Below are 26,219 nucleotides of genomic sequence, written 5' to 3' on the forward strand. Positions count from 1 at the left end.
CCTTAGATCAAGTCGTGGATGCCCGGGTCAAGCCCGGGCGTGACGAATCAAGGGCGATGCAACGACATGATAGAGCGAAAAGCGCGCCCTACTCCGCCGGATTGGCCGGCGTCGATACGTCCGTGCCGGTGGCAGCCTGCGCGGCCGCCGCCTTCTTCTCCACGATCGCCACCGCGATGATCGAGCCCTCGTAAAGCGCCAGCAAGGGAATCGCGAGCGAGCACTGGCTCAGGATATCGGGCGGCGTCAGCACTGCCGCAATGACGAATGCGATGACGATGAAATAGCGGCGCTTCTCGCGCAGCATTTTCGCCGAGACGATGCCGATCCGGCCGAGCAGCGTCAGGATCACCGGAAGCTGGAAGGCTATGCCGAACGCGAAGATCAGCGACATCATCAGCGACAGATATTCGCCGACCTTGGGCAAGAGCTGGATCTGCGCGGTCTCGTCGCTGCCAGCCTGCTGCATGCCGAGCGAAAAGCGCACCAGCATCGGCAGCACGACGAAATAGACCAGCGCCGCGCCCAGCACGAAGAAGAACGGCGTCGCGACCAGATACGGCACGAAGGCGTTCTTCTCGTGCTTGTAGAGGCCCGGCGCAACGAATTTGTAGATCTGCGTCGCGATGATCGGGAACGAGATGAAGCCGGCGCCAAACAGTGCAAGCTTGAGCTGGGTGATGAAATATTCCAGCAGCGCCGTGTAGATGAACTTGGAGTTCTCCGGACCCGCGACCCACACGAACGGCCAGACCAGCACGTTGTAGATCTGCTTGGCGAAGAAGAAGCAGAGGATGAACGCCACGCCGAACCCGAGCAGCGCCTTGATCAGCCGCGACCGCAGCTCGATCAGGTGATCCATCAAAGGGGCTTTGCTAGCCTCGATATCGGCGTCGCTCATGACGCTTTGGCGTCCTTGATCGCTTCGGGGGCGGCGGTGTCCTGAGCCACCGAGGTCTGGGCGGCCTGCGCCTGCTCGACCTCACGGGTGATGGCGAGCGGCTCGTTCACAGCCGCATGCGCCTCCGCTTCCACGAAGGTCTCCGGCGTCGGGGCTTCCGGGGTGGTTGGAGTTGCAGGAGGTTCGACCACGGTGGTTGTTGCTGTCTCGGCCGGCTTGTCCAGCGCATCGACGCGAAGCGCGTCGCTGACGTCCTTCTGGAGCGAGGTCATCAGATTGTTGCCGGCGAAGCCGGAAGCCGCTTCCTTGACCTCGTCAAAGCTCTTTTGAGGTCGGCCATTTCGGCCTCGCGCATCGCTTCCTGGAACTGGCCCTGGAATTCGGCGGCCATCTTGCGGGCCTTGCCCATCCACTGACCGACCATGCGCAGCACGCCCGGCAGCTCTTTCGGGCCGATGGCAACCAGGGCAACGACCCCGATCAGGATCAGTTCACTCCACCCGATGTCGAACATGAGGCCTTCCGTTCACGCCAGCCGCGACCTGCCCAATCCCTCGCGCGCAGGATCGGGGCCGCTACCCGCGTCTCGCGTACTCTTGCTCAGACGGCCTTGCTGCCGACGTCGGACCGCGCTGTGGTCGAGGCCGCGTTGTGCTCGATCGACTTGGCCGGCTCGGGCTTGTCGGCGACCTTGTCGTCGTCCTGCATGCCTTTCTTGAACGCCTTGATGCCCTGCGCCACGTCGCCCATCAGATCCGAAATCTTGCCGCGGCCGAACAGCAGCAGGACGACTGCGATCACCAGGATCCAGTGCCAAATGCTAAGCGAACCCATCCTGCAACCCTCCAAACAACCATGGCCGGGACCCGGCCGATCTTGACCGGAACGTAGGCTTGGCAGGTGTCAAAAACAAGGACCAAGGCAGCGCCAATTCGCTGTTGGCGCTACGTAATCTTGCTAGTGTTAACCTGTCGCAGTCGACTTGAGAAAGGCCGGACGTCAGTCCTCGCTGCCGCCCTCGCCGCCCTCATTGCCGCCTTCCGGCACCTCCTCGGGCGTCTCGGGCTCGACCGCAGGCGCCAGCGCCAGATCAAGCTCCTCACCGGGTTCCAGCGGATCCTCGTCCTCGCGCAACTGCGGGTCATCCGACGGCGTCGGTACGCTAAATCCGGTCGGCAGCCGCGAGTCCAGCAGGCCCGTGCCCTTCAACTCTTCCAGACCCGGCAGGTCGCCGAGCTGTTCCAGGGTGAACTGCGACAGGAAGTCCTCGGTGGTTCCGAAGGTCAAGGGACGGCCGGGCGTCTTGCGCCGGCCGCGCGGCTTGATCCAGCCGGTCTCCAGCAGCACGTCGAGCGTGCCCTTCGACGTGACGACGCCGCGGATCTCCTCGATCTCGGCGCGCGTCACCGGCTGGTGATACGCGATGATCGCCAGCACCTCGATCGCGGCGCGCGACAGGCGGCGGGTCTCGGTGCTCTCCCGCGTCATCAGCCAAGCGAGATCGCCCGCCGTGCGGAAGGTCCATTTGTTGGCGACCCGCACGAGGTTCACGCCGCGCAGGGAATAGTCGGCCTGCAGCTGCTCCAGTGCGGCCTTGACATCCACGCCCTCCGGCATGCGCTTGGCCAGCGTCGCGGTATCCAGAGGTTCGCTCGACGCAAACAGCAGCGCTTCAAGCAGCCGCAATTCCTCGGGACGCGCCTGGGATTCGTTCTCCATCGGCTCGGCCTCGTCTACCCGCACTTCAGCCAGGCTTGCCATGGCAGATTCTCCTTCTTGCACTTAAGCGACCGGCGCGTCGGGCGCAGGAGCTGCGTCCGGAACCGGCTTGGGACGCCCCTTGCGGAAATAGATCGGCGCAAACGCCTCTTTCTGGTTCAATTCGAGCTGACCTTCGCGCACCAGTTCGAGCGCAGCCGCAAAGCTCGAGGCGAACACCGTCGCGCGCTGCGTCGGATCGGCGACGTGCCGGATCAGGAAGTCGTCGAGTACGCCCCAGTCGTCCTGTTCGCTGATGCTGCCGACCAGCCGCTCCAGCGTGGCGCGCGCCTCGGCGAGCGACCACACCGTGCGCTTGGCCAGATGCACGCTCGCCAGCACGCGCGACTGGCGCTGTGAGGCATAGGCGGTGAGCAGGTCGTACAGCGTCGCGGTATATTTCGGATGCTTGATCTCGGCGATCTGCTCGGGCTCGCCGCGCGGGAAGATGTCGCGCAGCAATTGCTGGCGGTTCATCAGACGGTTGGCAGCTTCGCGAATGGCTTCCAGCCGGCGCAGGCGGTTGGCGAGCGCGGTCGCCATCTGCTCTGCGCTCGGACCTTCGGCACTCGGCGGCTCCGGCAGCAGCAGGCGCGACTTCAGGAAGGCGAGCCAGGCCGCCATCACGAGATAGTCGGCCGCAAGCTCGAGCCGGATCTTTCGCGCGGCTTCGATGAAGTGGAGATACTGGTCGGCCAGCGCCAGGATCGAGATTTTGGCGAGATCGACCTTCTGATTCCGCGCCAGCGCGAGCAGCAGGTCGAGCGGGCCTTCATAGCCCTCGACGTCCACTACCAACGCCGGTTCATCCTCGGCCAGCTCTGCGGGCCGCCCGGTTTCAAACGATAGAATTTCTGCGGTCATGCGGATGCCGTGTTTGCCCGTGCGATCAATCCGTCCAGCTGCGAACGTGCGGCCGCCCGATCGAACGGCTGCGGCGCCTTGCGCGCGGCGAGCGCGGCGTTCGCCCGCTCCAGCGCCTTGCCGGACAATTCAGGTGTCTGGGCGGCAACCTCGCGCATTTCCTCGATATTGCCGTTGCAATGCAGGGCGACGTCGCAACCGGCGGCGAAGATGGCGCGGGTCCGCTCTGCGATATTCCCCGACAGCGCGTTCATCGACACGTCATCACTCATTAACAAACCCTGGAACCCGATCACGCCGCGAATCACCTGAGCGATCATTGTCGCAGAAGTCGTCGCCGGATGGGCGGGGTCGACCGCGCTAAACACAACATGTGCAGTCATGGCCATCGGCAGGTCCGCCAGCGGCTTGAACGCGGCGAAGTCGGTGCGCTCGAGCTCGACTCGGGACGTATCGACCGTCGGCAGCTTGAAATGGGTGTCGGCGGTGGCCCGGCCGTGGCCGGGGATGTGCTTGAGCACCGGCAGCACGCCGCCCTGTTCCAGGCCCTCAGTGATGGCGCGCGCGATTTCGGCAACCTTGCCCGGCTCGGTGCCGTAGGCCCGGTTGCCGATGACGGCGTCGGCGCCCGCGACCGGCACGTCAGCCAGCGGCAAGCAATCCACGGTAATGCCGAGATCGGCGAGATCGGCTGCGATCAACCGGGCGCTGAGACGCGCTGCGGTGAGCCCGAGGGCCGAATCAATGTCGTACAAGCTCGCGAAAATGGCGCCCGGCGGGTAGACCGGCCAGTGCGGCGGACCCAGCCGCTGCACCCGTCCGCCCTCCTGGTCGATCAGGACGGGCGCGTCAGCGGACCCTGCAACTGCCCGCAATTCCGCAACCAGCGCAGCAACTTGAGCCGGTGTCGCGACATTGCGCTTGAAGAGGATGAAGCCCCATGGGCGTTCGGCACGGATAAACTCCCGCTCTGCGGCGGTCAGTTCCGTTCCGGATACGCCGGTAATGAAGGCCCGCGTGCTCATAAGGGCCGATTAACCCTGCCCCGCGAGGGGTCAAGGAAACGGCCGTTAATTCCTCTGGACGAAGCAGGCCGACAAGCCCGCAGACTTCAGGCTGTTGCAGGCCTGCGTCGCCTCCTCGGCCGATCCATAGGGGCCAGCGAAGGCGCGGTAGACGATCCCCTTGCCCTTGTCGGTAAGATCGACCCGCTTGATGACAGGCGAGCGGGAGCCCAGCACGCTGCCATACTTGCTCTGAAGCACGCGGTAGGACGCAGCCGCGCTGTCCTCGCTCTGCTGCGATGAGACCTGCACGACGTAGCCGCCACCGCCACTGCTGGCAGGCGCGAGCTGTGTCGGGTTGGTTGCGGCCATCCGCTGCGGCGGCTCGGCCGCGGATTGCGGCGCAAGCGACATGGGCTGATTGGCACTCGCATTGGCCGAGGTCGGATTGCGCGGCGCTGCGGGTGCAGCCACCGGCTTCGGCGCAGTTGCGGGCTTGGTCGCTGCCGACTGCGGCACGGCGCTATCGGTCTGATCGCCTCGCACGGCCACGGTCCTGACCGGGCGCGGCGAGTTGTTCGGCAACGTGCCGTTGCTCGCCATTTGACCCGCGCCCGGCGGCAGCGCCGCGGACGGCGAGACGCTCGATACCGACGGCGGGTTCGCATTCTGGTTCAGCGGCGGAAACACCACGCGAGGACCGCCCGCCCTGGCATTGACGTCGACGGGCGCCTCTTCGCGCGGCACGATCTTTTCGGAACCGTCGCCGCTCGCCATGCGATCGGGCACCTTGGCACCGGAGTCCGTCGGCGCCGGCACGATCTTGGTTGGCGTGTTGTCGGCCTTGATGATCGGCGGCTCGCCGCTGCGGGGCGACCCGACATATGTTTTGTAGGCGAAGGCCGCACCGGTGCCGACCACGGCAAGCGCGAGGATCGCCGCGACCGTCATCATGCCGCCGCGCGGCTTCTTCGGCTCGTCGAGATCAGCCTCGGGATAATCGCTCTGAAAGGCGTAGGGATCGTCGGGATAGGCAGGATCGCGCTGATAGTCCTGCTCGCCCGCCTCAAGCCGTCCGTAGAGCGCATCGTCGTAGCGCGCCGGATCGGGCTGCTGATACGGCTCCTGATAGGCTGGCTCCTGGTAAGCCTGATCCTGCGGCTGCAGCGTATGCCCCTGATACGCCCGATCCTGATAGGCTTGGTCCTGATAGGTTTGCGGCTGATGAAAATCAGGTTCGGGCGCGGTCGGCTGGGCTGAATAGCGATGCAATGGATGAACCGGGTTCACGGAGACAGGATAGTCGGGCTCTGGCGCTGGCGCCGGCTGCACGTTGGCGCGCCGCATCCATGAGGGCGGCCCGGGCGGCGGCGGGGCCTGCTCGGCGTAATCCTGCTGATAATCGTCCTGCGGGTAGTCGTCTTCCTGGTAGCTTTGGGTAGGCGCTGGTGCAGCAGGTGGTGGCGCACTGGGCCGGCCCTGCGCTGCAAACGGATCGGTCTGTCCGATCAGGCGGGCGAGCTCGGCCAAGGGATCGGTTTCCGGCTTGCCATGCGGATCGTCACCGCGACCATAGTCATCGGAGGAAAACCGTCTGTCCTGATATCGTTCGGCCATCGTGATGATGTGTCCCTTCGGGAAAGCCGCGCGCCCCTCGACCAAGGCACGGCTTCCGACCCACAAGGCTTTCAACCAAGTCTAAGCGATCCGGCTTCTGCCGGTTACCCCCGAAATCCCTTTGAGTAGTTCGCCCCAAACTACCGCATCTCGTCCGGAGCATGGACGCCGAGGATGGCGAGGCCCGATGCCAGGACAGAGACGACGCCCTGGACCATGGCCAGCCGCGCCTTCGTTAGCTCTGCATCATTATTGATAATGAAGCGTAAATAGGGCAAATCCCGCCCCTTCGTCCAAAGTGCATGAAATTCGCTGGCTAAATCATAGAGATAAAAGGCAATTCGGTGCGGCTCGTGAGCGCTTGCGGCCGCTTCCAGCATCCGCGGATAAATTGCGATCCGCCTGAGAAGGTCGAGCTCCACGGGGTCCGACAGCCGCTCCACGGCCGACTCACCGAGCCAGGCAATCCGCTTCTCCGAGTTCTCGGGCAGATCCGGGAACACTTCCGTCCGCGCATTGCGGAAGATCGAGTGGCCGCGGGCGTGGCCGTACTGGACGTAGAACACCGGATTGTCGCGCGATTGTTCCATGACCTTGGCGAGGTCGAAGTCGAGCACCGCGTCGTTCTTGCGGTAGAGCATCATGAAGCGGACGGCGTCCTGCCCGACCTCATCCACCACCTCACGCAAGGTGACGAAGTCCCCGCTCCGCTTCGACATTTTCACCGGTTCGCCGTTGCGCAGCAACTTCACGAGCTGGACGATCTTGACGTCGAGCGCGCCCTTGCCTGACGTCGTCGCCTTCACCGCCGCCTGCATGCGCTTGATATAGCCGCCATGATCGGCGCCCCAGACGTCGATCATCTCCGCAAAACCACGGTCGAACTTGTTCTTGTGGTAGGCGATGTCGGAAGCGAAGTAGGTGTAGGAATTGTCCGACTTGATCAGCGGACGATCGACGTCGTCGCCGTAGGCGGTCGCCTTGAACAGCAACTGCTCGCGGTCTTCCCAGTCCTCGACCGGCGCGCCCTTCGGCGGCGGCAGGCGCCCCTCGTAGATGTCGCCCTTGGCCTTCAGGAAATCGATGGTCTCGGCGACCTTGTTGTTGCCGCTCTCGATCAGCGAGCGCTCCGAGAAGAACACGTCGTGACGGATGTTGAGGGCGGCCAGATCGTCCTTGATCTCATCCATCATCATCGCGATCGCCTTGGCGCGCACGGTCGGCAGCCATTGCGCCTCGCTCATCGCGAGGAGCTTGTCGCCGTGCTCCTTCGCGAGCGCTGCTCCCACCGGCTTCAGATAGTCGCCAGGATAGAGCCCTTCCGGGATCGCGCCGATGTCCTCGCCGAGCGCCTCGCGATACCGCAGGAACGCGGACCGCGCGAGCACGTCGACCTGTGCGCCAGCATCGTTGATGTAATATTCCCGCGTAACGTCGTGCCCCGCGAAACCGAGCAGGCTCGACAGCGCATCGCCAAACACGGCGCCGCGGCAATGGCCGACATGCATCGGTCCGGTCGGATTGGCCGAGACGTACTCGACGTTCACTTTGGAGCCGCCCCGGACGCGGCCATAGTCGGCGCCCTCACGCAGCACGGTGCGCAGCGCCTCCGCCCAGGCGGCCGGCTTCAGCGTCAGATTGATGAAGCCGGGACCGGCGACATCGACCTTGGCGATCAGCGCGTCAGCGCGCAGCCACTCGGCGATCTGCTCGGCAAGATCGCGCGGCTTGGCCTTGGCCTCTTTCGCGAGCACCATCGCGGCGTTGGTCGCCATGTCGCCATGGGAGGCATCGCGCGGCGGCTCGACCACCACGCGGGAGAAATCGATGCCCTCGGGCCAGCCGGCGTCCTTCGCGAGCGCGCGGCAGACGGCGTGCACGCGTGCGAGCACGTCGGCGAACAAATGCAGGGATGAGGATGTCTCGGGCATGGCCGCCGCCTAACGCAAATCCGGGGTCGAGTCAAAGAGCCGCTGGTGTTCGGTCAGGGCGAAACGGTCGGTCATTCCGGCAATGAAATTGCCGATCCGGCGGGCCCGATCGCCCTCATCGTCCGCCTCCGCCCCTGCCAGCCATTCCGGCGGCAGCTCGGCCGGCACCTTCAGGTATTTCGCGAACAGGTCGAACAGGATCTGCTCGGCCTCCCCCATCACCCGCATCACCCGCTTATGGCGGTACATGTGCTGATAGAGAAAGCGCTTGATGGCGGCCTCCTCCTCGGCGACCTCGGCGGGGAACGCGACCAGCGCCCGGCTCTGCTGGCGCACGTCCTGGGCCGATTGCGGTTTCACCGCGGCGAGGTTCTTCTGCGCCTCCGCGAATACTGCGCCGATCAGGTGGGAGATCAGCTCGCGCACCAGCTCGGCACCGCGCCTGACGTCTTCGAGGTCGGGGTAGTGCGCGGAAGTGTCGGCGATGATCTCCGCGGTGAGCGGCATCACCTTGAGATCGTCGAGGTGGAACAGGCCGGCCCGCAGCCCATCGTCGATATCGTGCGCGTCATAGGCGATGTCGTCGGCGAGCGCTGCGACCTGGGCTTCGAGCGAGGCGAAGCTCCAGAGTTCGAGGTCGTAGGTCCTGGTGTAGTCGGCGATGCCGACGGGAATGCCATGCTCGCGATAGCGCCCGACCGGCGCGCCGCTGCGATCGGTCAGCGGGCCGTTGTGCTTGACGATGCCCTCCAGCGACTCCCAGGTCAGGTTGAGCCCGTCGAACTCGGGATAGCGGTGCTCGAGCGAGGCGACGACGCGGAGCGTCTGGGCATTGTGGTCGAAGCCGCCAAAATCCCTCAGGCACGCGTCCAGCGCCCGCTCGCCGGCATGCCCGAACGGCGGATGGCCAAGATCATGGGCGAGCGCCAGCGTTTCGGTGAGGTCCTCGTCGAGCCCAAGCTGGCGGGCCAGCGCCCGGGCGATCTGGGCCACCTCCAGCGAATGGGTCAGCCGGGTCCGGTAGTGATCGCCCTCGTGGAACACGAACACCTGGGTCTTGTACTTCCAGGCGGCGGAACGCAGTGGAATGGATCACCCGGTCGCAATCGCGCCGGAACGGGCTGCGGGTCCGGCTCGGCGGCTCGGCGACCAGCCGGCCGCGGCTGCGATCGGGGTCGCAGGCAAAGGGCGCGCGGGGGGCTGCCATTCCGACGGACACGGCGAATTTAGTCCCTATCCATTTGATTCTGCGTATCCTTGCACTTAACTATGCCGGACGCGCGATACCAAATGAATTGGGCAGGTGAACCTGACAAGTGAATTTGGTATGACCGCGGACCTATCGGAGACGAGCCATGACGAACGATGTGACCATCAGTGACCGCGCCGCACGCCGGATTGGGGAGATCCTCAAAGGCGAAGGCACCGGCGCGATGCTGCGCATCTCGGTCGAGGGCGGCGGCTGTTCCGGCTTCCAGTACAAGTTCGACATCGACCGCGCCCGGACCGACGACGATCTCGTGATCGAGCAGGAGAACGCCGTGGTGCTGGTCGATTCCGCCTCCCAGCCGTTTTTGGCGGGATCGCAGGTCGATTTCGTCGACGATCTGATCGGCGCCTCGTTCCGCGTCAACAATCCGAACGCGACGGCGTCCTGCGGCTGCGGGACCAGCTTCTCGATCTGATCCATTTCAAAACTGGAAAACAACCCCATGCACAGTAGCCGGGACGTCGGCACGGCACGGCGAATTTCGGCTTTTACGAAAGTCGGTTGACGCGTCGGGCAAAACAGGGGTAAGTTAGGATCATCGCGAGATCCCCAAGGGCGGGAGCTCGACCAGACACACGCGCGGCGGGGTCGATACAGCCTCGCTGCCGAAGCGGCCCCTGCCCGCAGTGCAGTCCTTCGAAAAACTGAAACATCGTCAACGGCGCCGATAGCGGTAATCAATTTTCTAATGCGCATGATCGTTCGTCTGTTCGCTTGCCTCGCCCTGCTCCTCGCAATCGCGGTCCTCCCGGTGCTTCCCGCGAACGCTGCCGAAACCTGCCCCTTCATCACATCCAAGGACCTCGCCGGCGCGATGCCGGCGCTCAAATGGTCGCTGATTTCAAATCAGGACGGCCGCGGCTGCATCTACCAGGGCGGGCGCGGCGACACGATGATGCTGACCGTGTTCCGCAATCCCGACAAGGACCGCGCCAGGGAATTGTACGCGACCTTCGTCAAGACGCTTGGCGAGCGCATGCCGCTGAGCGCAATGGCTGACATCGGCGACGAAGGCCAACGCGGGACGACTGCCGCCGACGCGCAGGGCCAGGAGGCTTCGGTCCTCGCTCTGTCCGGCGACTACATTCTGCAAATCAGCGTCTATCCGATCGGCCGGCGCGCCGACGACGCACTGCTCGGCCCCCTTACCCAGGTCGCGCGTATTGCCGTTGGAAACATGAGCAAGACCAGCGAGCGGTTCGGCGGCTGCGAGTGGCTCACCGCGGCCGATGCCGACGGCTTCCTCGACAAGAGCACGCTGCAGGTCCAGCGGACCGGCACGGGCAGCTGCATGATGTTCGATCGAGAAGCCAACACCATGGTCGTCGCGGTGATTACGACCTCGCGCGACACCGCCGTCGGCATGATGAAGCGCCAAGGTCCCTGCCAACATCTGGCAATCCCCGAGCTCGGCCGTGAAGCGTTCGGCGAGCATTCCTGCACCAAGGGCAACGGCAATGCCGTCAACATCTTCGTCTGGAAGAACGGCAGACAGGCGTCGATTTTGTTCGCGCCGGTCAAGCCGCACCCGGAGTCCGGCTCGGTCGAGCGCCTCAAGGCGGTCGCCGCGCGGGTCTATGGAAAGCTGTAACGGGGGGCCCTTGCGGCCCGCTGCAGTCCAGCGGCAATGTCAGCCGTGGCGAGCGCCATCGGCTCGTCTCAGCCTGAGCACTTTATCGACCGCCAAGGGCACCATTTCTGCCTTGCCGTACGACGTTCAGGCGGCTTCCGGGACATAATGCAAGACGAGCAATTCGGCCCCCTGGCAGGGCGTAAGCGCGTAGGCACGGCCCTGATCGTCGCTAAACTCCACGAGCAGCGTCTTGTCATCAAGCTGTTCGACGACCGTGCCGACCTGTCCACGGGCAAGCTGCTGTCCGGGAAGGTCCGTCAGCAATGCCACCACGTCCAGAATGGACGGTCCTTGGTTCCTGGCCTTTTTCGTTCTCATCACAACACCCAGCAGGTGACGAACCTCGGCACCGTCTCGCCGGTTCGTATGATCCAGATTGTTCTTACCACAACACTCTTCCCCTGTCGCCTCAGGGTCGTATCGAGACGCCAATGCGTCCCCCAAGCCCCCTCTCCATCCCGTAAGGCTTCGCCGGATTGTGCAGCTTCGAGCAGAGCATCACGCAGCCACGATGCATCGCTCCACTGAAGGCCAATGGCCTCACGGAATACCCGGGCTTTGTGCCGGCCCCGCGGATGGGAGGGATCCAAACAATAGTCCTCGATCTTGCGCATATCGAGGAGTGCCTGACCGCCGTTCGGCAGACGCTTTGTCATCGCGGCAGACTGGCTTCACATCATGTGGAGCGCAAGCCCCAGCAGTACTGTCCCCGAGCGCGATTGACCGCGTGTCTCACTTCGGGGTGCAGTCCGGCACTAAGACCGTCATACGATGACCGTCGCGGTGATCACGATGTCGCGCGACACCGCCGTCGGCATGATGATGCGCCCTGGTCCCTGCCAACATCTGGCGATCCCCGAGCTCGGCCGTGAAGCGTTCGGCGAACATTCCTGCACCAAGGGCAACGGCAATGCCGTCAACATCTTCGTCTGGAAGAACGGCAGGCAGGCGTCGATCCTGTTCGCGCCGGTCAAGCCGCACCCGGAGTCCGGCTCGGTCGAGCGCCTCAAGGCGCTCGCCGGGCGGGTCTATGGAAAATTGTGACGGCTGCGGCACCAGCTTCTCGATCTGTGCGCCTACGCCCCCGTCATCTGCCTTTCCTCGTCCGTCCACTCCACCTCGGCCGGCATCAGGACCGGCTGAAGCGGTGCTTCCTCAGACGCAATGTGGCCGTCCAGCGCGCGCAGCAAGGCCGCAACCAGCGCGGGCTTGCGCAGCGGCTTTGGCAGGAAGTCCGACATGCCTGCTTCGCGGCAGATCTTGACGTCTTCGGGGAAGGCATTGGCGGTCAGTGCGATGATCGGCAAGGCGTCGAAGCGCCCTCCTCGCGCGCGGATCGCGCGGGTGGCGGCAAGGCCGTCCATGCCGGGCATGCGCACGTCCATCAGCACGACATCGTGGTCGCTCTCGGACGCCGCCGCGACGGCGGCGATGCCGTCGGTGACCACGCTCAGCTCGACGTCGAAAGCACCCAACATCTTGCTCACGACCATCCGGTTGACGGCATCGTCCTCGGCGACCAGGACCTTGAGCGGCCGATCGAGTTCGACGATACGCGCCTTCAGCTCGTCGGCCTCGTCGCGGTCTGACGTCTGGTCGGACGCCTGCGCCTGGCTCCACGGCAGCACCAGCGTGAAGCGGAAGGTCGAGCCCTCGCCCGGCGTCGAGGTGACGCCGATGGTGCCGCCCATCTGCTCGATGATGCGCCGGGAGATCGCAAGTCCAAGCCCGGTGCCGCCGAAGCGGCGGCTGATCGAGGCATCGGCCTGGGCGAAGTCGCTGAAGAGCTGCCCAACCTTGTCGGGAGCGATGCCGATGCCGCTGTCGGTCACGGTCCATTCGACGGTCGCGAGCAGATCGCGGCGCGCCTGGCAGGTCGCCGCTATCGTCACCTCGCCAGCATCGGTGAACTTCACCGCGTTGGATGCGAGGTTGAGCAGCACCTGGCGGATGCGTGCGACGTCGCCGCGCAGCGTCGGCGGCAGGCTCGGGTCGAGCACGACATTGACCGCGAGCCCCTTGCTCCTGGCCCCCGCTCGCACGACGGTCGCGACCATTTCGCCCAGCGTCTGCGGCGCGAAGTCGACCGCCTCGAACGTGAAGCGGCCGGCCTCGAGCTTGGAGAGATCGAGGATGTCGTTGAGAATGCGCTGGAGGTTGTCGCCGGACTCGCGGATCGTGGTGACGGCCTCGCGCTGCTCCGGATCAAGTTCGGTTTCGAGCAGCATGCTGGCAAGCCCGAGCACGCCGTTCATCGGCGTGCGGATCTCGTGGCTCATCACCGCGAGGAAATTCGACTTGGCCCGGCTCTCGGCCTCGGCCTTTTCGGCGCGCCAGCGCTCGGTGACGTCGCGGCCGAAGCCGCGATAGCCGAGGAACTGGCCGTCGCGGTCATAGGCCGGCTTCGCCGTGAAAGACCACAGCCGCGCCTCGCCGCCGGCGACGACCTTGAGGTTCATCTCGTGCAGCGGTTCGGCGTGCTCCATCAGGCCAACGATGTTGTAGGCCGCACTCTTGTCGTCGGGGCAGAGCATGTCGAGCACGTCGGCGAAGAGCGATCCCTTCAGCAGCGGCAGCGGTAGTTGCGCGACGTCGGCGAAGCGTTGCGGCACATCGACCAGATGCCCTTCGGCATCGGTCTGCCACAACCAGTCGCTCGCGTTCTCCTGAAAATCCTTCAGCAGCAGCGAGATGATTTCGGTCTGCCGTTCGAGCTCGAGTTGGGCCTTGAGATTGCCGAGAAACAAATTGCCCTGCGAGACGATGTTGCGCGCCATGAAGAACGCGAACAGCAGCAGGAACAGCGAGGTCACGAGATAAGGCCCGGTGCCGCACTGGAGCAGCGCGCCGGCGCAACCGACCGTCATGGTGGCGAGATAGACGAGGCCTGCGCGCGGGAAAGTCGACAGCGTGAAGGCGCCGCCGGACATCATGCCGACCATCAGGCAGGCCAGGATCAACTGGCTGGTCGGATCAACTCTGCTGAACAGCGCGAGCGGCAGCGCGCCCAGATCGCGGCGAGGAAGAATGCCTGCCGCAGCATGTGCCGCGCCGCACGCGCTGAAGCCTCCTGCGGCGGCATCTTGTGCGACCGGCGCCATGAGCGGACCGCGAGCGAGGCGGTGGCGGCGAGCGTCAGGCCCCAGATCGCAAGGAAATCGTTCCAGCCTTTGCCCCAGAACAGGATCAGCACGATGGCGACGTTGAGCAGGGTCACGCCCATCGTCACCGGGATCAGCCGCGTCACCGCATCGATCTGCTTGGCGCGGATGCGACGCATCTCGCGCTCGCTGAGATCGGCGGTCAGGCCGTCCTCGATCTCGAAGCCGCCGAGCCAGTACAGGAACGCGCCAATCAGGCCGTCGCGCAACTCGGTTCGCATCATGGATTTGTCCGGCCGTCCCATTCGAAAAACCTTTTGGGTATCAATGGCCCGGGGCCGGCTTAAGCCCGGTTAATTTTGTGGGAGATTTTGCGGCGTCTCCTTGACGGGCGCGTTTGCAGTTTGTTCTAACCATGGCCCCTGTCCGGAGCCGTCCAAATGCCCATCAGAGTTGCCACCTGGAACGTGAATTCGGTCCGGCAGCGGATCGATCTCCTCCTGACCTGGCTGAAGGAGTGTCAGCCGGACATCGTCTGCCTCCAGGAGATCAAATGCGTTGACGAGGCCTTCCCGCGGCTGGAGATCGAGGCGCTCGGCTACAACGTGGTCACGCACGGGCAGAAGACGTTCAACGGCGTCGCCCTGCTCTCCAAGCTCCCGTTCGACGAGACCAAGTCGGGACTGGCTGGCGACGACGAGGATGCCCATGCCCGCTTCCTCGAAGGCGTGGTGACGCTGAAGCGCGGCGTCATGCGCGTCGCCTGCCTCTATCTGCCCAACGGCAACCCGGTCGGGACCGAGAAATATCCCTACAAGCTCAAATGGATGTCGCGGCTTCTCGCGTATTCGAAGGAACGCCTCAAGACCGAGGAGCCGCTGATCCTCGCCGGCGATTTCAACGTCATCCCGCACGCCCGCGACGTCCACAACCCGGCAGCCTGGACCGAGGACGCCCTGTTCAAGCCGGAGACGCGGGAGAGTTTTCAGTCCCTGCTCGGCCTCGGCCTGACGGATGCCCTGCGGGCTGTCACCGACGAACCCGGGCTCTATACCTTCTGGGATTACCAGGCCGGCGCCTGGCAGAAGAATCATGGCCTGCGCATCGACCATCTGCTGCTGTCGCCGCAGGCCGGCGACAAGCTCGCCAATGTCGGGATCGACAGCTATGTGCGGGCCTGGGAGAAGCCGTCGGACCACGTTCCGGTGTGGGCGGATCTGGATCTCGAGGCAGCGTAAGGCCGCCTCGGCGGATCAGTCGCGGCGGGCTTCTTAATCGCGACGGCCTTGCACCCACTGCTCCAGCATTTGCAGGCACATGGCGCGGTCGTCGTCGGAGGCCTTGGCGAAGGCCCGGTTGTAGTTTTCCTTGATCCAGGTCTCCTCGGCACCGGCGCTGTCGCGCGCCAGCGTCAGCCACATCAGGCCGCGCGCGGCCTGCCGCGGCAGCCGGTCGCCGTTGAACAGCATCTGGCCGAGCAGCGCCTGGGCCTCGTGCTGGCCCTTCTGGGCGGCGAGGCCGAGCCAGCGCGCGCCATAGCGGAAATCCTCGCGCGAGGCGTCCGGCGTCTTCAGGTACAGCCGCGCGAGATCGTACTGGGCGTCCGCATTACCGAAGTAGGAGGCGGCGTAGGAGAACATCTCTCGCGCCCGGTCATGGTCCGGCTTGACCTTCGAGTTCGGGATACCGCTGAGATAGTAACGGCCAAGCGCGACGAAGGCGTTGGCCACGATCTGCGCCTGCGGCGCCGACGGGCTGTCCTCGGCATGCGCGTTGGCGATCCGGCTGAAATATTCAAAGGCGCGCACATCGTCCTGGGCCACGCCGTCGCCATTGGCGTACATGCGGCCGAGCTTCCACTGCGCGATGGGGTGGCCACCCTCGGCGGCATATTGCAGCGCACTGAGCGAGGTTTCCTGGGTCGCTGCCGGAACCTTGCTGCGGACCGTCCCCGCCGTGCCCGGCAAGGTGGTCACCACCGGGATAGTGGCGTCCTTGTTGTTGGCCGGCGAGCCGTCGAAGGCAAACGCCGGCGCGGCCAGCGCACTGGCCCCCAACACAAACGCAACAATGGCACGCCTAGATGTCCGCATAACACTGTTTCTCGTGCGCGCCGCCCGGATGGGTCACTGCCCCACCGACCGCTGGTCCAACCTGCTGAGCATATTTCCAGAGCGCGCCCGTCGTGTGGTTAGTCGCGCGAGCCGTCCATTTGGACTTGCGCTCGGCAAGCTCCTGGTCGGTCAATTTTACGTTAAGGATTCCGGCGACGGCGTCGATCTCAATGATGTCGCCGTCCTCGAGCAGCCCGATCGGGCCGCCGATGGCGGCCTCAGGCCCGACATGGCCGATGCAGAAGCCCCGGGTGGCGCCGGAGAAACGGCCGTCGGTAATGAGCGCGATCTTGCCGCCCATGCCCTGGCCGGTCAGCGCCGCGGTGGTCTGGAGCATTTCCCGCATGCCGGGGCCGCCCTTGGGCCCCTCGTAGCGGATCACGATGACTTCGCCTTCCCGATAGGTGCGCTGCTGGACCGCCTCGAAAGCATCCTCCTCGCGGTCGAAGCACCTGGCCGGACCGGTAAACTTGAGGTTGGACATTCCCGCGACTTTCACGATCGCACCTTCTGGCGCCAGATTGCCCTTCAGACCGACCACACCGCCAGTAACGGTGATGGGCTTGTCCGCCGGGTGCACCACGTCCTGGTGCGGATTCCATTTCACGCTTTTGAGGTTTTCGGCGATCGTTCGACCGGTGACCGTAATGCAGTCGCCGTGGAGAAATCCGTTGTCGAGCAGCGTCTTCATCAGAAGCGGTATGCCACCTACTTCAAACATGTCTTTGGCGACATAACGGCCACCCGGCTTCAAATCCGCGACATAAGGTGTCTTTTTGAAGATTTCGGCGACGTCGAACAGGTCGAACTTGATGCCGCACTCATGCGCAATCGCCGGCAGGTGCAGTGCAGCATTGGTCGAGCCACCAGAGGCCGCGACAACGGCGGCCGCATTCTCCAGCGCCTTGAGGGTGACGATGTCGCGCGGCCGGATATTCTGGGCGATCAGGTCCATCACCTTCTCGCCCGCGGTCATGCAGAAGGCGTCGCGAATTTCATAGGGGGCCGGAGCGCCGGCCGAGTAAGGCAGCGCCAAGCCAATGGCTTCCGAGACGGTCGCCATGGTGTTGGCGGTGAACTGGGCGCCGCAGGCGCCCGCCGAGGGGCAGGCCACGCGCTCGATCTCGTCGAGATCCTCGTCCGACATCGCGCCGACCGAGTGCTTGCCGACGGCTTCGAACATATCCTGCACGGTGACCTGCTGCCCGCGGAAATTGCCGGGCAGGATCGAGCCGCCATAGATGAAGATCGAGGGTACGTTGAGGCGGACCATGGCCATCATCATGCCCGGCAGCGACTTGTCACAGCCGGCAAGGCCCACCAGCGCGTCATAGGCATGACCGCGGACGGTCAGCTCGACGGAATCGGCGATGCATTCGCGCGACGGCAGCGAGGAGCGCATGCCGTCATGGCCCATGGCGATGCCGTCGGTGACGGTGATGGTGCAGAATTCACGTGGCGTGCCGCCGGCCGATGCCACGCCCTTCTTCACCGCCTGCGCCTGGCGCATCAGGGAGATGTTGCATGGAGCGGCCTCGTTCCAGCACGAGGCGACACCGACGAAAGGCTGGTGGATCTGCTCGGTGGTCAGACCCATGGCGTAGAAGTAGGACCTGTGGGGCGCGCGCGTAGGGCCTTCCGTCACGTGACGGCTCGGCAGCCTCTGCTTGATGTTGGTCTTCGCGTCCATCGCGACCAGTTTCCTTGGCTAACCCTTGTCAGACCGGGAAAATCAAACCCAAGATTTGAATCGACCTTTTGGATCGACCTCGGGACTTCCCTTCGCCTGTCATGGGCGCACCGCAGCCCTAAACATTAGAGCGATTTTATTCATGGTCGGGTGTGGCCAAATAGCGGCGTTGATACGAACGGAGTGCGATAACGGTTAAATCGCCCGGAACTGTTGCGTGGACAGCACAATCGTGGCCCGGAGGACACGGACTGGCTTACTTGAATACCTTGCGAAAAGGACCGTCCACAACTTCAGATTTTATGACGAGAACGGTGCGCCCGGATTTGGTTCGGGGACTGAGCGCGGACGGGTGAGTCGGACCAACAACGGCTCCGGTGGCAATAGCTGTCTCCAAACACCAACGTCATTCCCCGCCACCGGGTCTCGCCTTCGGCGAGCCCGATAACAGGCTCCGGCGGGAATCCAGTACTCCGCGGCCTCTCCGTTGAACCACAACTGTCTCGGAGTACTGGATCGTCCGGTCGAGCCGGACGATGACAGAGAATATGTGGTTGCAGACCGCCTTCTCATTCTCGCGGCGCATTTCGCCCGAGCTTTGCCTGGTCGCTCAAGGATCGGCCGGGATAGGCAATGATACGATAATTCCGAATTCGATAAAGTAGAATATTCTCGAAGGGATTGACGGCAATTCAGGTGTTTCGCCCGACGGGTAACGGGCCATGTTCAGGCTACCTTGCCCTGCGTCACGCGGCGTTGGGCTCCGGCCGCAGGATCACACAATCGGGTGCCGCACCGTTGCAGCATGTCGTCTCGCAGCCACTCACCAGCGACGCCACCGTCGCCTCCAGCGCACGCAACTCTGCGATCTTCCGCCTGACCAATCCGAGATGCTTCTCCGCGAAGGTCTTCGTTTCGCTACAGGGCAATCGCTTCTGAACCGACGCGAGCAGTTCGCGCGTCTCGTCGATGGAAAAATCCAGCTCGCGGCAGTGCCGGATCAGATTGAGCGCCTTCAGATCGTCACCGCCATAGATGCGCTGGCCACCTTGCCGCGCCGGCGGCGCCATAAGACCGATGCTTTCGTAATAGCGGATGGCGGGGACCGAAACGCCGGCCGTGCTGGCGAGGACGCCAATTCTCATGGAAGCTCTCACTTTTCGCTTGAACCTCAAGTGGCTTGAGGGCGTAGCGATCCGGTCCACGACGCACAAGCATGAGGAGAATCACATGAGCGTTATTGGACCGTCCTGCAACATTCCGTCCGAAACCTCGCCAGGATGCGGCTGCGCAGCCGGGACCGAGCAAGCCGGCGGCAAGGCCGCGGGCACGGCCGTTGCAACCGCAATGGTCGCCGCGGCCTGCACGGTGTGCTGTGTGCTGCCCTTCACATTGCCTGCCGTCGTACTCGCGAGTGCAGGAAGCCTGATCGCGGTGCTCGACCACGCGCACGGGCTGATGACGAAGCTGTCCATTGCCGTGGTGCTCTGCGCCTGGGGCTGGATCGTGTGGCGGGCGCGGACGGCGGGCCTGAAAATTCGAACGTCTGTGCTGGCGGCGATGTGCGCCGCCACCGTGCTGACAGCAACGGCGGCGCTGTGGCCCGTGATGGAGCCCGCCGTCTTCCACGCCCTCGGGGTCGCCAAGAAGCCGAAGCCGCCGGCGAGCTGATGGACGCCCTGGCGATCTTCGGGCTGCTGTCGGTCAGCGCGATGCTGCTGTTCTACGCGGCTCGAGCCGCGCGGGCCGCACTATGTGCTGGCCTTCGCGGCGGCGTGCGCGCTGAGCGGGATTTACGGATTTCTCCAGGGCACCTGGCCGTTCGGGTTCGTCGAGACGGTCTGGGCGGTCGTCGCCTTGCGGCGGTGGGTCAAGGTCCGGTCATCACAATGACCGGACTTGAACCACGGAGGCGCCTTACGCGTTCCGCATCGCACGGCCGAACGGATCGACCAGGCGGACGATCTCGCAGACGGCGACGAGGCCGGCGAGCCAGACGGCGCTGGTCAGGCCAATGCGCGTCACGATGGCGGCGGTGAAGGCGCCCTCGCCGCCGAGGAACGGTGTCGCGGCAAGCAGCGCAAGCTCATAGACCGCATAGGCGGCGACCAGCGCGAGCGCCAGCATCAACGGCGTGCGGCCCTGCGGCAGCATGCGCAGGATGCTCGACGCAGCAATGGTCGCGAGAAGCGCGGCCGCGCCGATGACGAAGCCCCAGGCGATGGTGCTGCCATCGATGGGATAGTGCAGCACGCCAAAGCCGATGCTCTGGTTCACGAGCCAGGCGCCGGTGACGACGAGCAGCGCCGGACGCAGCGGCAGCATCGCCGCGGCGACGACGGCGAAAGCCGCGAACGGTGTGGCACAGGCGAACGCGAAGCTTGCCAGCGCGCATGACAGTGTCAGCAGCACAAAGCCGAACATCGGCGCAAGGCGCGGCGCGACCGGATGAAGCCGCAGACGGTCGCCGTGAGACGGCAGGATGTCGAGAACCATGGATGATCTCCTTCTGTTTGAATTCTAGTCCATTTGGAGGCCTGTGACAGCCCCATCTCGTTCAGAATGTGGCGCCGGCCTTGAGCAGGTAAGTGCGGCCGGGCAGCGGATACGCGCTGAAGCGACCGTCAGTGAAGGTGCTCGCGATCGCATAGTCGTAATAGAGCGCGTTCAGCACATTGTTGGCGCTCAGCGACCAGAAATAGCGCTCGACCTGTCCGCTGAGCTTGAGGTCGATCGTGCCGTTGGCAGGAATCGGCTTCTGGGTTCCCGCCTGGTCGTTGTCCATGCGCCGCTCGCTCCAGAACCGCGCGGTGGCATCGAGCACCACATAGTTCTGCCAGATGTTCCAGGTGACACCCGCACTGGCGGTGTAGCGCGACACCAGCGGGACGTCGTTGCCGGACCAGACGCCTTCGCGGAAGACGGCCCGCGTGACCGCTATGGCGGAACGCAGCAGCAGGGCATCGTTGACGCGATAGGACAGACTGGTCTCCGAGCCGTAGCGGCGGGTCGGATCGAGATTGGTGTTGTAGAACAGGATGGGGTTGAAATGGATCTCGTTGCTGAGGTCCATCAGATAGAGACTGCTCTGCAATTGCAGCCCGCCTGCCTTGATGCGCAGCCCGCCCTCGACATCCTGCGAGGTCTGGGTCTTGAGCTGGAACGTCTGCGGGATCGCTGCAAAGGTGAAGGGATCGAACGACGGACCTGACGACACGCGCTCGTCGACGTCGGGCGTGCGGAACGCCCGCGCGGCGCGGCCGAACAACGAGACCGTGTCGTTGAGGCGATGCTCGGCACCGAGATGCAGCGCGTATTGGGTCTCATTGCTGGTGAGCGGGAGCGCGCCGATGTCGGCGTTGAACGGGGCTGCCGGATCGAACTTGTCGCGGGCCGAAAGGCTGACGGTCTGCACCCGCGCGCCATAGGACAATTCGGTGGTCGGCGCCACGCCCAGTGTGTGCTGGAAATAGCCCGCAACCGTCTGCTGCCTGAGGTCGTAATTGTGCCAGGGCGCGAGCCCCTGCCCGGCACCGCGGTTCTGCTGAAAGCTCGCATCGTAATAGTCGATGCCGGTCAACAGCTGCGACGGCAGTCCCAGCAGCAGGCTCTTCACGCTCAGCCGCGGCGTGATCGACCAGGTCGTCAGATCCGCGCCGACATAGGTCGACGTGAAGAATGCGGGCACCGGCGCTGGGCTCGCAAAGAACGCGCTCTGCTGCTTCTTGTCGCGCACGCCGCCATCGACGATGAGATCGACGCCGTTGACCAGGGTCTTGGTGAAGCCCGCGGTGGCGCTGAAGCCTTGCTGGTTGGCGTAGTTGAAGGGGTGCTGGTCCCCCTTCGGGCGGTTGCGAGTTCGTCGAGGCCGATGGAGGGATCGACGGTGCGGCCGCCCGGCAACCGCAGTTCCTGATCGTCGCCTGTCACGGTCAGGAAAGCGGTCAGGCCTGATGTCGTGTAGTTGAGATTGCCGACGCCGTTCTTCTGGACATAGCGATTGTTGTCGCGGTAGCCGTCGGTGCTGACGGCATTGCCGTAGAACGAGGTCGACCACGGCCCGGAATTGAGCGACGTCGAGAAATTGCCAAGCCTGGTGTTGAACGAGCCGAAGCCGGCCTCGATGCGCGCGGCCACCGGCGGTCCGCCGACGCCGTTTCTGGTGACGATGTTGATCACGCCGCCGACCGCATTGTCGCCGTAGAGCACCGCGCCGGAATTGCCGCGCGTGACCTCGATACGCTCGATCGAATTGAGCGGGATGGTGGAGAGGTCCACCTGCGCCATGTCGATGTCGTTCAGGCGCCTTCCGTTGACCAGCACCAGCGTGTTGGCGGTGGCAAAGGCGCCGAAGCCGCGCAGATCGACGCCGGTCTTCGCGGCGACCGGGCCGCCATAGAGCGTCGTGATCTGGGCGCCCGGGACTTGCACCGCGATGATCTCGGCGAGCGTCTGCGACGGCGCATGTGCGATGTCCGCGGCCGTGATCACGGTCGTGGCGGCCCCGACAATGCCGCCGGTGCCGGCGACGGCCTCACGGGGGGCACCGGAGGAACCGGCTGCCGGCGCTCCGCTCCGGGCGGCATTCGGGGGCGCGCGCCGGCTCGTCGTGTCGCCGTCGCTAGTGGCCCGGGCGCGCGTGCGGTTTGGATCGTCGGGTCTGGTGACTTCGATCGGCGGCAACTGCTCGGCGACGGCTTGTTGGGCGCGGGCGAGCGACGGATCGAGCAAACAAAGAGACGTGGTTGCGAACAGGCCGGCGCTGAGGCGCCTGGCGGCAGAGACAATACGGGACACAGCTATAACCTCGGTGTGACGTCAGTGGCACGTCACAGCGAACGAGGTTTCAATGCGGAGCGATGGATCGCTCCGATGAAGCCAATGTCTGTACTCCCCGACCGACATCTTCGCGTGTGACCACGGCTGACGGCAGGTCTCCTGGCTCGCGGGTCGTTACCTCTGCGTCGCCTTCCCGGGACCGAGATTCCCAGTGGCATATGACGAGAGATTCACCGCTTACAGTTGCGGGGGCAGCCATGGCATTGAGACAATCCCGGCGTTGGGACAATCCCGCACCACGTTCCCTTTTGATCTCCGTGAGGAGAACCGTCACGGAGCAATCTACGGGGCGGGCAAGTGGGGAGTCAATTGGCCGGTTGCATGAGCACCGAAGTCCCGCACCGAAGATTGAGCTGGCGCAATCAGGTCGGTTCGGTTTCGAAGCGCGTCCGCACCATCGCCCGCTCGCCAGCATCGACGAGCTGGCCGATGCCGGTACGGCCGGTCAGCGCGCAGCGGACGATCTTCTCGGCGACCGACCTGCGGAAGCCATGGTCCTCGCCAGCGGGGCGATTGCGGCAGATCCGGTCCAGCGCCAGCTTCATGTTGATCCGTGTGCGGGTGTCGAAATGTTCGCTGATCATTCGCACGGCCCTCGATGCATTGATGTCGAGGCAGAAACGCCCGGGCGTCGCCCGGGTTCCAAAACGGGATCAGCGCTTGAACGGGCGCGCTACGCTCGCCCTCTTGACCGCTGGGCCCGGGATTGGGCCGCGGCCACGTCGTGCGTCGGGATGTCAGCGCGCTTGATCGGCATCAGCTGCCCGGAAGCGGAGATGATAGCGGTCTCCTCGCGGCGGCAGCGCGGGCACATGAAGCGGACCTCGTGCGGAGATGCCGACCAGTTCGCGCGTTTCACATTGGCCGCCATCGGCCATGCCTCGCAATGCGAGCACGACACCAGAAACCGACCGGGATCGAGCATCCCCATTCCTTGGACTCCGTGTCCTGCCTGCCAATTCTAATCATGATCCGATCCAATCGTTCCGGTGCCGGGGCACCGTCACTCCCGCCCCTGGAACCGTGGCAGCTCAGTGCGCACCCTTGAGCGTGCAGGATGTCGAGCAGGTGACGGTGTTGCCGCGGTCGCACGCCTTGCAGGCAGCAACGCACTGGTTCATGTCGCGGGGATTGTACGAGCTGTAGGCCCGCATCGCGCAGACCGGGGTCGAGCCGGTGATGTCCTGCTCCCGATTGCAGGCCGCCGTCATCAGCGCGAGAATAATCACCGCAAGGAGGCGCATGGGACGGCCCAGTGAGGATCGATAGGCAACGGTCGCGAGGCGCGCTGCGTCGCAACGGATTTCCCATAGCGGAGAATCGCAGCGAGCGCATCCAGACATCGAGGATGCGAGCCAAATGTTAAAAACGGCTTTCGGCTGCGCGGCCACCGCCATGGTCCACGCATCATGCAATGGTTTGCATGTTCGAGGCTTACGACAAGCTCGACCTCAGCGACGATAAACCCGAGTCGGCGAAATAGCTCACTGCGAAACATCGGCGCGGAGACGCCGCAGTCGCCTATTTCTGCTCCAGCCGCCAGGCACCATCCCAGTCGGCGTCCGGCGGGCTGGCTTCGAACCGCTCGATGCGGGCGAGCATTGTGCGCGAGGGACCGTCGCCGGGGACGGCTTCGAGCGCCGCATGGAACGCGGCGCGAGCCTCGTCGAAGCGGCGGGCGCGATAGGCGGCGAGGCCTTCGGCATAGCGCGTGCGCAGGCTCTCCTGCGGTACGCCGAGCCCGTGCGCCTTGCTCATCACTTCGAAAATGGCTTGCGGCACGCTCTGGCCGGCGACCGTCAGACGATCGATCTCACGCAGCTCGCAGGCCGTGCCGATCGCCTCCGCCGTCGCCTGCGAGATCAGGATACGGGTGCCGTAGGTCTTGTTGACCGCTTCCAGGCGCGAAGCGAGGTTCACGGCGTCACCCATCACCGTAAAGCTCATCATCAGCTCGGAGCCGATGCTGCCGGTCAGGACCTCGCCGGTGGCGATGCCGATCCGCAGGTCGCACAGCGCCGGCATGGCGCGGATGCCCAGCAGGTCAGGCAGTTGCTTCTGCAGTGCGGGCACCTGGTCAGCCATCTCGATCGCGGCGACGCAGGCGAGCAGCGCGGGCTCGTCCTCCTCGACGAAGGGCGGGCCCCAATAGGCCATGACGGCGTCGCCGATATATTTGTCGATGATGCCGCGATTGCTCCGGACCGGCGCGGACATCACCGTGAAGTAGTGGTTCATCACCTTGACGAGGCCGCGCGGGGTCATGCCTTCGCTCATCGCGGTGAAGCCGCTCATATCGGCGAACATGATGGTCATGATCCGGCGCTGGCCGTCGATTGCGACCTCGGGCCGGTCGATCAGCCCCTGCACCACCTTGGGATCGATGTAGCGCCCGAAGGTCTCCCGGATGCGCTCATTGTGCCTGAGCTGCTCGGTCATGCGGTTGAAGGCGGCGGCCAGCTCGCCGATCTCGTCCGTTGTCGAGACCGTGATGGTCTTGTCGAAGCGGCCCGCCTCGACCTCGCGGGTGCCGGCAAGCAAGAGACGCACGGGGCGCGTGATGCCGCTGGAGACGAGCAGCGCGAAAGCAAATCCGACAATTGCTGCGAGCAAGGTCACGGCTCCCGACACGATGATCGCCTGGTGCTGCCGGCCGATCACCTGCGAGGTCGAGAAGAAGACCTGTGTCAGCATATCGCCGCGGATCGCGTCGACCTTCTGATTGAACGCATCGCGCAGCGAGTCGAGCTGTTCAAGCGTGCCGCGGGCCTCGACCATGTCCTGGGCCTCGATGTGCTTGAGCAGTTTCGCGTTGCCCTCGTCCAGATTGCGCCGCAACTCGGTGACGGCGCTCTCGATGCGGACGTCGAGCCGTCCCAGCGCGGCGTTGTCGGAATAGGTCCTGGGATCTTCAATGATGGCGTTGATGAGCTCGCGCGCGCTCTCGGCCTCCTCCTCGAACTTGCGGTCCAATGCATTGAAGTCGCGAAGTCGCGCCGCGTAGGCCGCCTCGTCGGACGGCGACTCCATCCTGGTCATGACCATTCGCCGCAGCGCCAGCGCCCGCTCCAGCGAGCGGATGTTGGCGTGCGCCAGATGGCTATAGGCCGGGATGTACCGGTTGGTCAGTTCGCCAAGCAGAACACCGACCTGGCTCGACATCACCATCGACAGAATCGAGGTGACGAGCATCAGGACGATCAATCCGAGGGCGATGCCGACGATCTTGCGCCGGATCGACTGGTTGAAAAGCGGCATGAGGGCGGAACAAACGCTGAAAGGAGGGCTTCAGGGAACTCAATACACTGGATTTCGCCGTGGGAACACGCGCAATCCGGCCGTCTCGTCGCGGTGAACCGTACGCAACCGTCCCGCCGGCCCTATTCGTTAATAAAGGTTAAAGTCGCAACCTCTCCGGTTTCGGACGTTCCGGAGCCCCCATCTGGATTTCGCCGCATTGTTGCGAGAGCGTGAGGAATGCGAAACGATGTCGTGGC

Annotated in this window: 23 protein-coding genes, 5 pseudogenes and 1 riboswitch; of the genes and pseudogenes, 6 read left to right on the plus strand and 22 right to left on the minus strand. The window is 64.5% G+C overall.

Translation table 11 applies throughout. The annotated features are described in order from the left end of the window. Window positions 1–88: 88 nt before the first annotated feature. The 9 genes and pseudogenes from tatC to ACQ86E_RS32545 form a co-directional block, all read right to left on the minus strand. Window positions 89–901, minus strand: coding sequence for a twin-arginine translocase subunit TatC (tatC, locus tag ACQ86E_RS32505; protein ID WP_431203425.1), 813 nt, complete (start codon window positions 899–901; stop codon window positions 89–91). Continuing rightward, a pseudogene (gene tatB, locus ACQ86E_RS32510) lies at window positions 898–1,415 on the minus strand (Sec-independent protein translocase protein TatB). Before tatB ends, tatC begins: the two are co-directional and overlap by 4 nt. Before the next feature lie 86 nt (window positions 1,416–1,501). Further along, window positions 1,502–1,735, minus strand: coding sequence for a twin-arginine translocase TatA/TatE family subunit (locus ACQ86E_RS32515; protein WP_431203426.1), 234 nt, complete (start codon window positions 1,733–1,735; stop codon window positions 1,502–1,504). 165 nt (window positions 1,736–1,900) lie between these two features. Then, window positions 1,901–2,662 (minus strand): SMC-Scp complex subunit ScpB, encoded by a 762-nt coding sequence (scpB, locus tag ACQ86E_RS32520; RefSeq protein WP_431203427.1) that lies wholly within the window; start codon window positions 2,660–2,662, stop codon window positions 1,901–1,903. Between the two features lie 21 nt (window positions 2,663–2,683). Continuing rightward, window positions 2,684–3,523 (minus strand): segregation and condensation protein A, encoded by an 840-nt coding sequence (locus ACQ86E_RS32525; protein WP_339033702.1) that lies wholly within the window; start codon window positions 3,521–3,523, stop codon window positions 2,684–2,686. Beyond that, the gene (gene nagZ / locus ACQ86E_RS32530; protein ID WP_431203428.1) at window positions 3,520–4,548 is read right to left on the minus strand and encodes a beta-N-acetylhexosaminidase; all 1,029 of its coding nucleotides are present in this window, start codon (window positions 4,546–4,548) and stop codon (window positions 3,520–3,522) included. The genes ACQ86E_RS32525 and nagZ overlap by 4 nt, the downstream gene beginning before the upstream one ends. A 45-nt stretch (window positions 4,549–4,593) precedes the next feature. After that, on the minus strand, window positions 4,594–6,144 hold the full coding sequence (locus tag ACQ86E_RS32535; protein ID WP_431206625.1) for an SPOR domain-containing protein: 1,551 nt from the start codon (window positions 6,142–6,144) through the stop codon (window positions 4,594–4,596). 140 nt (window positions 6,145–6,284) lie between these two features. Continuing rightward, entirely contained in the window at window positions 6,285–8,075 is a 1,791-nt protein-coding gene (argS, locus tag ACQ86E_RS32540) for an arginine--tRNA ligase (RefSeq protein ID WP_431203429.1), read from the minus strand. Window positions 8,076–8,084: 9 nt separating this feature from the next. After that, a pseudogene (locus tag ACQ86E_RS32545) lies at window positions 8,085–9,294 on the minus strand (deoxyguanosinetriphosphate triphosphohydrolase). 136 nt (window positions 9,295–9,430) lie between these two features. On the opposite strand from ACQ86E_RS32545, the gene erpA reads away from it, so the two are divergent. Together erpA and ACQ86E_RS32555 are read left to right on the plus strand one after the other, a co-directional pair. Further along, window positions 9,431–9,760: an iron-sulfur cluster insertion protein ErpA gene (gene erpA / locus ACQ86E_RS32550; RefSeq protein ID WP_431203430.1), complete on the plus strand. Its 330-nt coding sequence runs from the start codon at window positions 9,431–9,433 to the stop codon at window positions 9,758–9,760. Window positions 9,761–10,033: 273 nt separating this feature from the next. After that, window positions 10,034–10,936, plus strand: coding sequence for a hypothetical protein (locus ACQ86E_RS32555; RefSeq protein ID WP_431203431.1), 903 nt, complete (start codon window positions 10,034–10,036; stop codon window positions 10,934–10,936). A 126-nt stretch (window positions 10,937–11,062) separates the two neighbouring features. Here ACQ86E_RS32555 and ACQ86E_RS32560 read toward each other — a convergent pair whose 3' ends face one another. After that, the gene (locus ACQ86E_RS32560; protein ID WP_431203432.1) at window positions 11,063–11,296 is read right to left on the minus strand and encodes a DUF4926 domain-containing protein; all 234 of its coding nucleotides are present in this window, start codon (window positions 11,294–11,296) and stop codon (window positions 11,063–11,065) included. Next, window positions 11,296–11,634: a DUF6883 domain-containing protein gene (locus ACQ86E_RS32565; RefSeq protein ID WP_431203433.1), complete on the minus strand. Its 339-nt coding sequence runs from the start codon at window positions 11,632–11,634 to the stop codon at window positions 11,296–11,298. The genes ACQ86E_RS32560 and ACQ86E_RS32565 overlap by 1 nt, the downstream gene beginning before the upstream one ends. 115 nt (window positions 11,635–11,749) lie before the next feature. Here ACQ86E_RS32565 and ACQ86E_RS32570 point away from each other — a divergent pair, with 115 nt between their 5' ends. After that, a complete protein-coding gene (locus tag ACQ86E_RS32570; protein ID WP_431203434.1) occupies window positions 11,750–12,022 on the plus strand; it encodes a hypothetical protein in 273 nt (90 codons plus the stop codon). A gap of 32 nt (window positions 12,023–12,054) precedes the next feature. Here the strand turns inward: ACQ86E_RS32570 and ACQ86E_RS32575 are convergent. Then, window positions 12,055–14,384, minus strand: a pseudogene (locus ACQ86E_RS32575) (ATP-binding protein). 135 nt (window positions 14,385–14,519) lie between these two features. Between ACQ86E_RS32575 and xth the strand changes: the two are divergent. Continuing rightward, the gene (gene xth / locus ACQ86E_RS32580; protein ID WP_431203435.1) at window positions 14,520–15,317 is read left to right on the plus strand and encodes an exodeoxyribonuclease III; all 798 of its coding nucleotides are present in this window, start codon (window positions 14,520–14,522) and stop codon (window positions 15,315–15,317) included. 33 nt (window positions 15,318–15,350) lie between these two features. Here xth and ACQ86E_RS32585 read toward each other — a convergent pair whose 3' ends face one another. The 3 genes from ACQ86E_RS32585 to ACQ86E_RS32595 all read right to left on the minus strand — a co-directional run bounded on the left by ACQ86E_RS32585 (window position 15,351) and on the right by ACQ86E_RS32595 (window position 19,028). Beyond that, window positions 15,351–16,172 carry a tetratricopeptide repeat protein gene (locus tag ACQ86E_RS32585; protein ID WP_431203436.1) on the minus strand — a complete coding sequence of 274 codons (822 nt, stop codon included), beginning with the start codon at window positions 16,170–16,172 and terminating at the stop codon, window positions 15,351–15,353. Beyond that, window positions 16,159–17,883, minus strand: coding sequence for a dihydroxy-acid dehydratase (ilvD, locus tag ACQ86E_RS32590; RefSeq protein ID WP_431203437.1), 1,725 nt, complete (start codon window positions 17,881–17,883; stop codon window positions 16,159–16,161). The genes ACQ86E_RS32585 and ilvD overlap by 14 nt, the downstream gene beginning before the upstream one ends. A 746-nt stretch (window positions 17,884–18,629) precedes the next feature. Further along, window positions 18,630–19,028 (minus strand): MerR family transcriptional regulator, encoded by a 399-nt coding sequence (locus tag ACQ86E_RS32595; protein WP_431203438.1) that lies wholly within the window; start codon window positions 19,026–19,028, stop codon window positions 18,630–18,632. A gap of 85 nt (window positions 19,029–19,113) precedes the next feature. On the opposite strand from ACQ86E_RS32595, the gene ACQ86E_RS32600 reads away from it, so the two are divergent. Together ACQ86E_RS32600 and ACQ86E_RS32605 are read left to right on the plus strand one after the other, a co-directional pair. Continuing rightward, window positions 19,114–19,554 carry a hypothetical protein gene (locus ACQ86E_RS32600; RefSeq protein ID WP_431203439.1) on the plus strand — a complete coding sequence of 147 codons (441 nt, stop codon included), beginning with the start codon at window positions 19,114–19,116 and terminating at the stop codon, window positions 19,552–19,554. Then, a pseudogene (locus tag ACQ86E_RS32605) lies at window positions 19,554–19,776 on the plus strand (hypothetical protein). Before ACQ86E_RS32600 ends, ACQ86E_RS32605 begins: the two are co-directional and overlap by 1 nt. Before the next feature lie 24 nt (window positions 19,777–19,800). Here the strand turns inward: ACQ86E_RS32605 and ACQ86E_RS32610 are convergent. The 7 genes and pseudogenes from ACQ86E_RS32610 to ACQ86E_RS32640 form a co-directional block, all read right to left on the minus strand. Continuing rightward, window positions 19,801–20,379, minus strand: a complete 579-nt coding sequence (locus ACQ86E_RS32610) for a hypothetical protein (RefSeq protein WP_431203440.1) — start codon at window positions 20,377–20,379, stop codon at window positions 19,801–19,803. 61 nt (window positions 20,380–20,440) lie between these two features. After that, a complete protein-coding gene (locus ACQ86E_RS32615; RefSeq protein ID WP_431203441.1) occupies window positions 20,441–21,940 on the minus strand; it encodes a TonB-dependent receptor domain-containing protein in 1,500 nt (499 codons plus the stop codon). A 179-nt stretch (window positions 21,941–22,119) separates the two neighbouring features. Continuing rightward, window positions 22,120–22,680, minus strand: a pseudogene (locus ACQ86E_RS32620) (TonB-dependent receptor); the annotation flags it as partial. 114 nt (window positions 22,681–22,794) lie between these two features. Further along, window positions 22,795–23,009: riboswitch (cobalamin riboswitch) on the minus strand. Between the two features lie 75 nt (window positions 23,010–23,084). Further along, window positions 23,085–23,306: a hypothetical protein gene (locus ACQ86E_RS32625; RefSeq protein ID WP_431203442.1), complete on the minus strand. Its 222-nt coding sequence runs from the start codon at window positions 23,304–23,306 to the stop codon at window positions 23,085–23,087. Between the two features lie 89 nt (window positions 23,307–23,395). Then, window positions 23,396–23,653, minus strand: coding sequence for a hypothetical protein (locus ACQ86E_RS32630; RefSeq protein WP_431203443.1), 258 nt, complete (start codon window positions 23,651–23,653; stop codon window positions 23,396–23,398). A 100-nt stretch (window positions 23,654–23,753) separates the two neighbouring features. Beyond that, on the minus strand, window positions 23,754–23,966 hold the full coding sequence (locus ACQ86E_RS32635; protein WP_431203444.1) for a hypothetical protein: 213 nt from the start codon (window positions 23,964–23,966) through the stop codon (window positions 23,754–23,756). Between the two features lie 277 nt (window positions 23,967–24,243). Beyond that, entirely contained in the window at window positions 24,244–25,980 is a 1,737-nt protein-coding gene (locus tag ACQ86E_RS32640; protein WP_431203445.1) for an adenylate/guanylate cyclase domain-containing protein, read from the minus strand. Between the last annotated feature and the right edge of the window lie 239 nt (window positions 25,981–26,219).

Origin of the sequence: Bradyrhizobium betae, from assembly GCF_050632175.1 — a bacterium.
GTDB lineage: Bacteria > Pseudomonadota > Alphaproteobacteria > Rhizobiales > Xanthobacteraceae > Bradyrhizobium > Bradyrhizobium betae_B.

Bases quoted from the DNA above. Each gene is read 5' to 3' on its own strand.
- ACQ86E_RS32600 (WP_431203439.1), top strand. From the start codon at position 19,114: ATGAGCGTTATTGGACCGTCCTGCAACATTCCGTCCGAAACCTCGCCA.
- ACQ86E_RS32635 (WP_431203444.1), bottom strand. From the start codon at position 23,966: ATGCGCCTCCTTGCGGTGATTATTCTCGCGCTGATGACGGCGGCCTGC.
- ACQ86E_RS32630 (WP_431203443.1), bottom strand. From the start codon at position 23,653: ATGGGGATGCTCGATCCCGGTCGGTTTCTGGTGTCGTGCTCGCATTGC.
- ACQ86E_RS32610 (WP_431203440.1), bottom strand. From the start codon at position 20,379: ATGGTTCTCGACATCCTGCCGTCTCACGGCGACCGTCTGCGGCTTCAT.
- ACQ86E_RS32560 (WP_431203432.1), bottom strand. From the start codon at position 11,296: ATGAGAACGAAAAAGGCCAGGAACCAAGGACCGTCCATTCTGGACGTG.
- ACQ86E_RS32595 (WP_431203438.1), bottom strand. From the start codon at position 19,028: ATGAGAATTGGCGTCCTCGCCAGCACGGCCGGCGTTTCGGTCCCCGCC.
- ACQ86E_RS32585 (WP_431203436.1), bottom strand. From the start codon at position 16,172: ATGCGGACATCTAGGCGTGCCATTGTTGCGTTTGTGTTGGGGGCCAGT.
- tatC (WP_431203425.1), bottom strand. From the start codon at position 901: ATGAGCGACGCCGATATCGAGGCTAGCAAAGCCCCTTTGATGGATCAC.
- ilvD (WP_431203437.1), bottom strand. From the start codon at position 17,883: ATGGACGCGAAGACCAACATCAAGCAGAGGCTGCCGAGCCGTCACGTG.
- ACQ86E_RS32640 (WP_431203445.1), bottom strand. From the start codon at position 25,980: ATGCCGCTTTTCAACCAGTCGATCCGGCGCAAGATCGTCGGCATCGCC.
- ACQ86E_RS32565 (WP_431203433.1), bottom strand. From the start codon at position 11,634: ATGACAAAGCGTCTGCCGAACGGCGGTCAGGCACTCCTCGATATGCGC.
- nagZ (WP_431203428.1), bottom strand. From the start codon at position 4,548: ATGAGCACGCGGGCCTTCATTACCGGCGTATCCGGAACGGAACTGACC.
- erpA (WP_431203430.1), top strand. From the start codon at position 9,431: ATGACGAACGATGTGACCATCAGTGACCGCGCCGCACGCCGGATTGGG.
- ACQ86E_RS32570 (WP_431203434.1), top strand. From the start codon at position 11,750: ATGACCGTCGCGGTGATCACGATGTCGCGCGACACCGCCGTCGGCATG.
- argS (WP_431203429.1), bottom strand. From the start codon at position 8,075: ATGCCCGAGACATCCTCATCCCTGCATTTGTTCGCCGACGTGCTCGCA.
- ACQ86E_RS32515 (WP_431203426.1), bottom strand. From the start codon at position 1,735: ATGGGTTCGCTTAGCATTTGGCACTGGATCCTGGTGATCGCAGTCGTC.
- ACQ86E_RS32525 (WP_339033702.1), bottom strand. From the start codon at position 3,523: ATGACCGCAGAAATTCTATCGTTTGAAACCGGGCGGCCCGCAGAGCTG.
- xth (WP_431203435.1), top strand. From the start codon at position 14,520: ATGCCCATCAGAGTTGCCACCTGGAACGTGAATTCGGTCCGGCAGCGG.
- ACQ86E_RS32535 (WP_431206625.1), bottom strand. From the start codon at position 6,144: ATGGCCGAACGATATCAGGACAGACGGTTTTCCTCCGATGACTATGGT.
- ACQ86E_RS32625 (WP_431203442.1), bottom strand. From the start codon at position 23,306: ATGATCAGCGAACATTTCGACACCCGCACACGGATCAACATGAAGCTG.
- scpB (WP_431203427.1), bottom strand. From the start codon at position 2,662: ATGGCAAGCCTGGCTGAAGTGCGGGTAGACGAGGCCGAGCCGATGGAG.
- ACQ86E_RS32555 (WP_431203431.1), top strand. From the start codon at position 10,034: ATGCGCATGATCGTTCGTCTGTTCGCTTGCCTCGCCCTGCTCCTCGCA.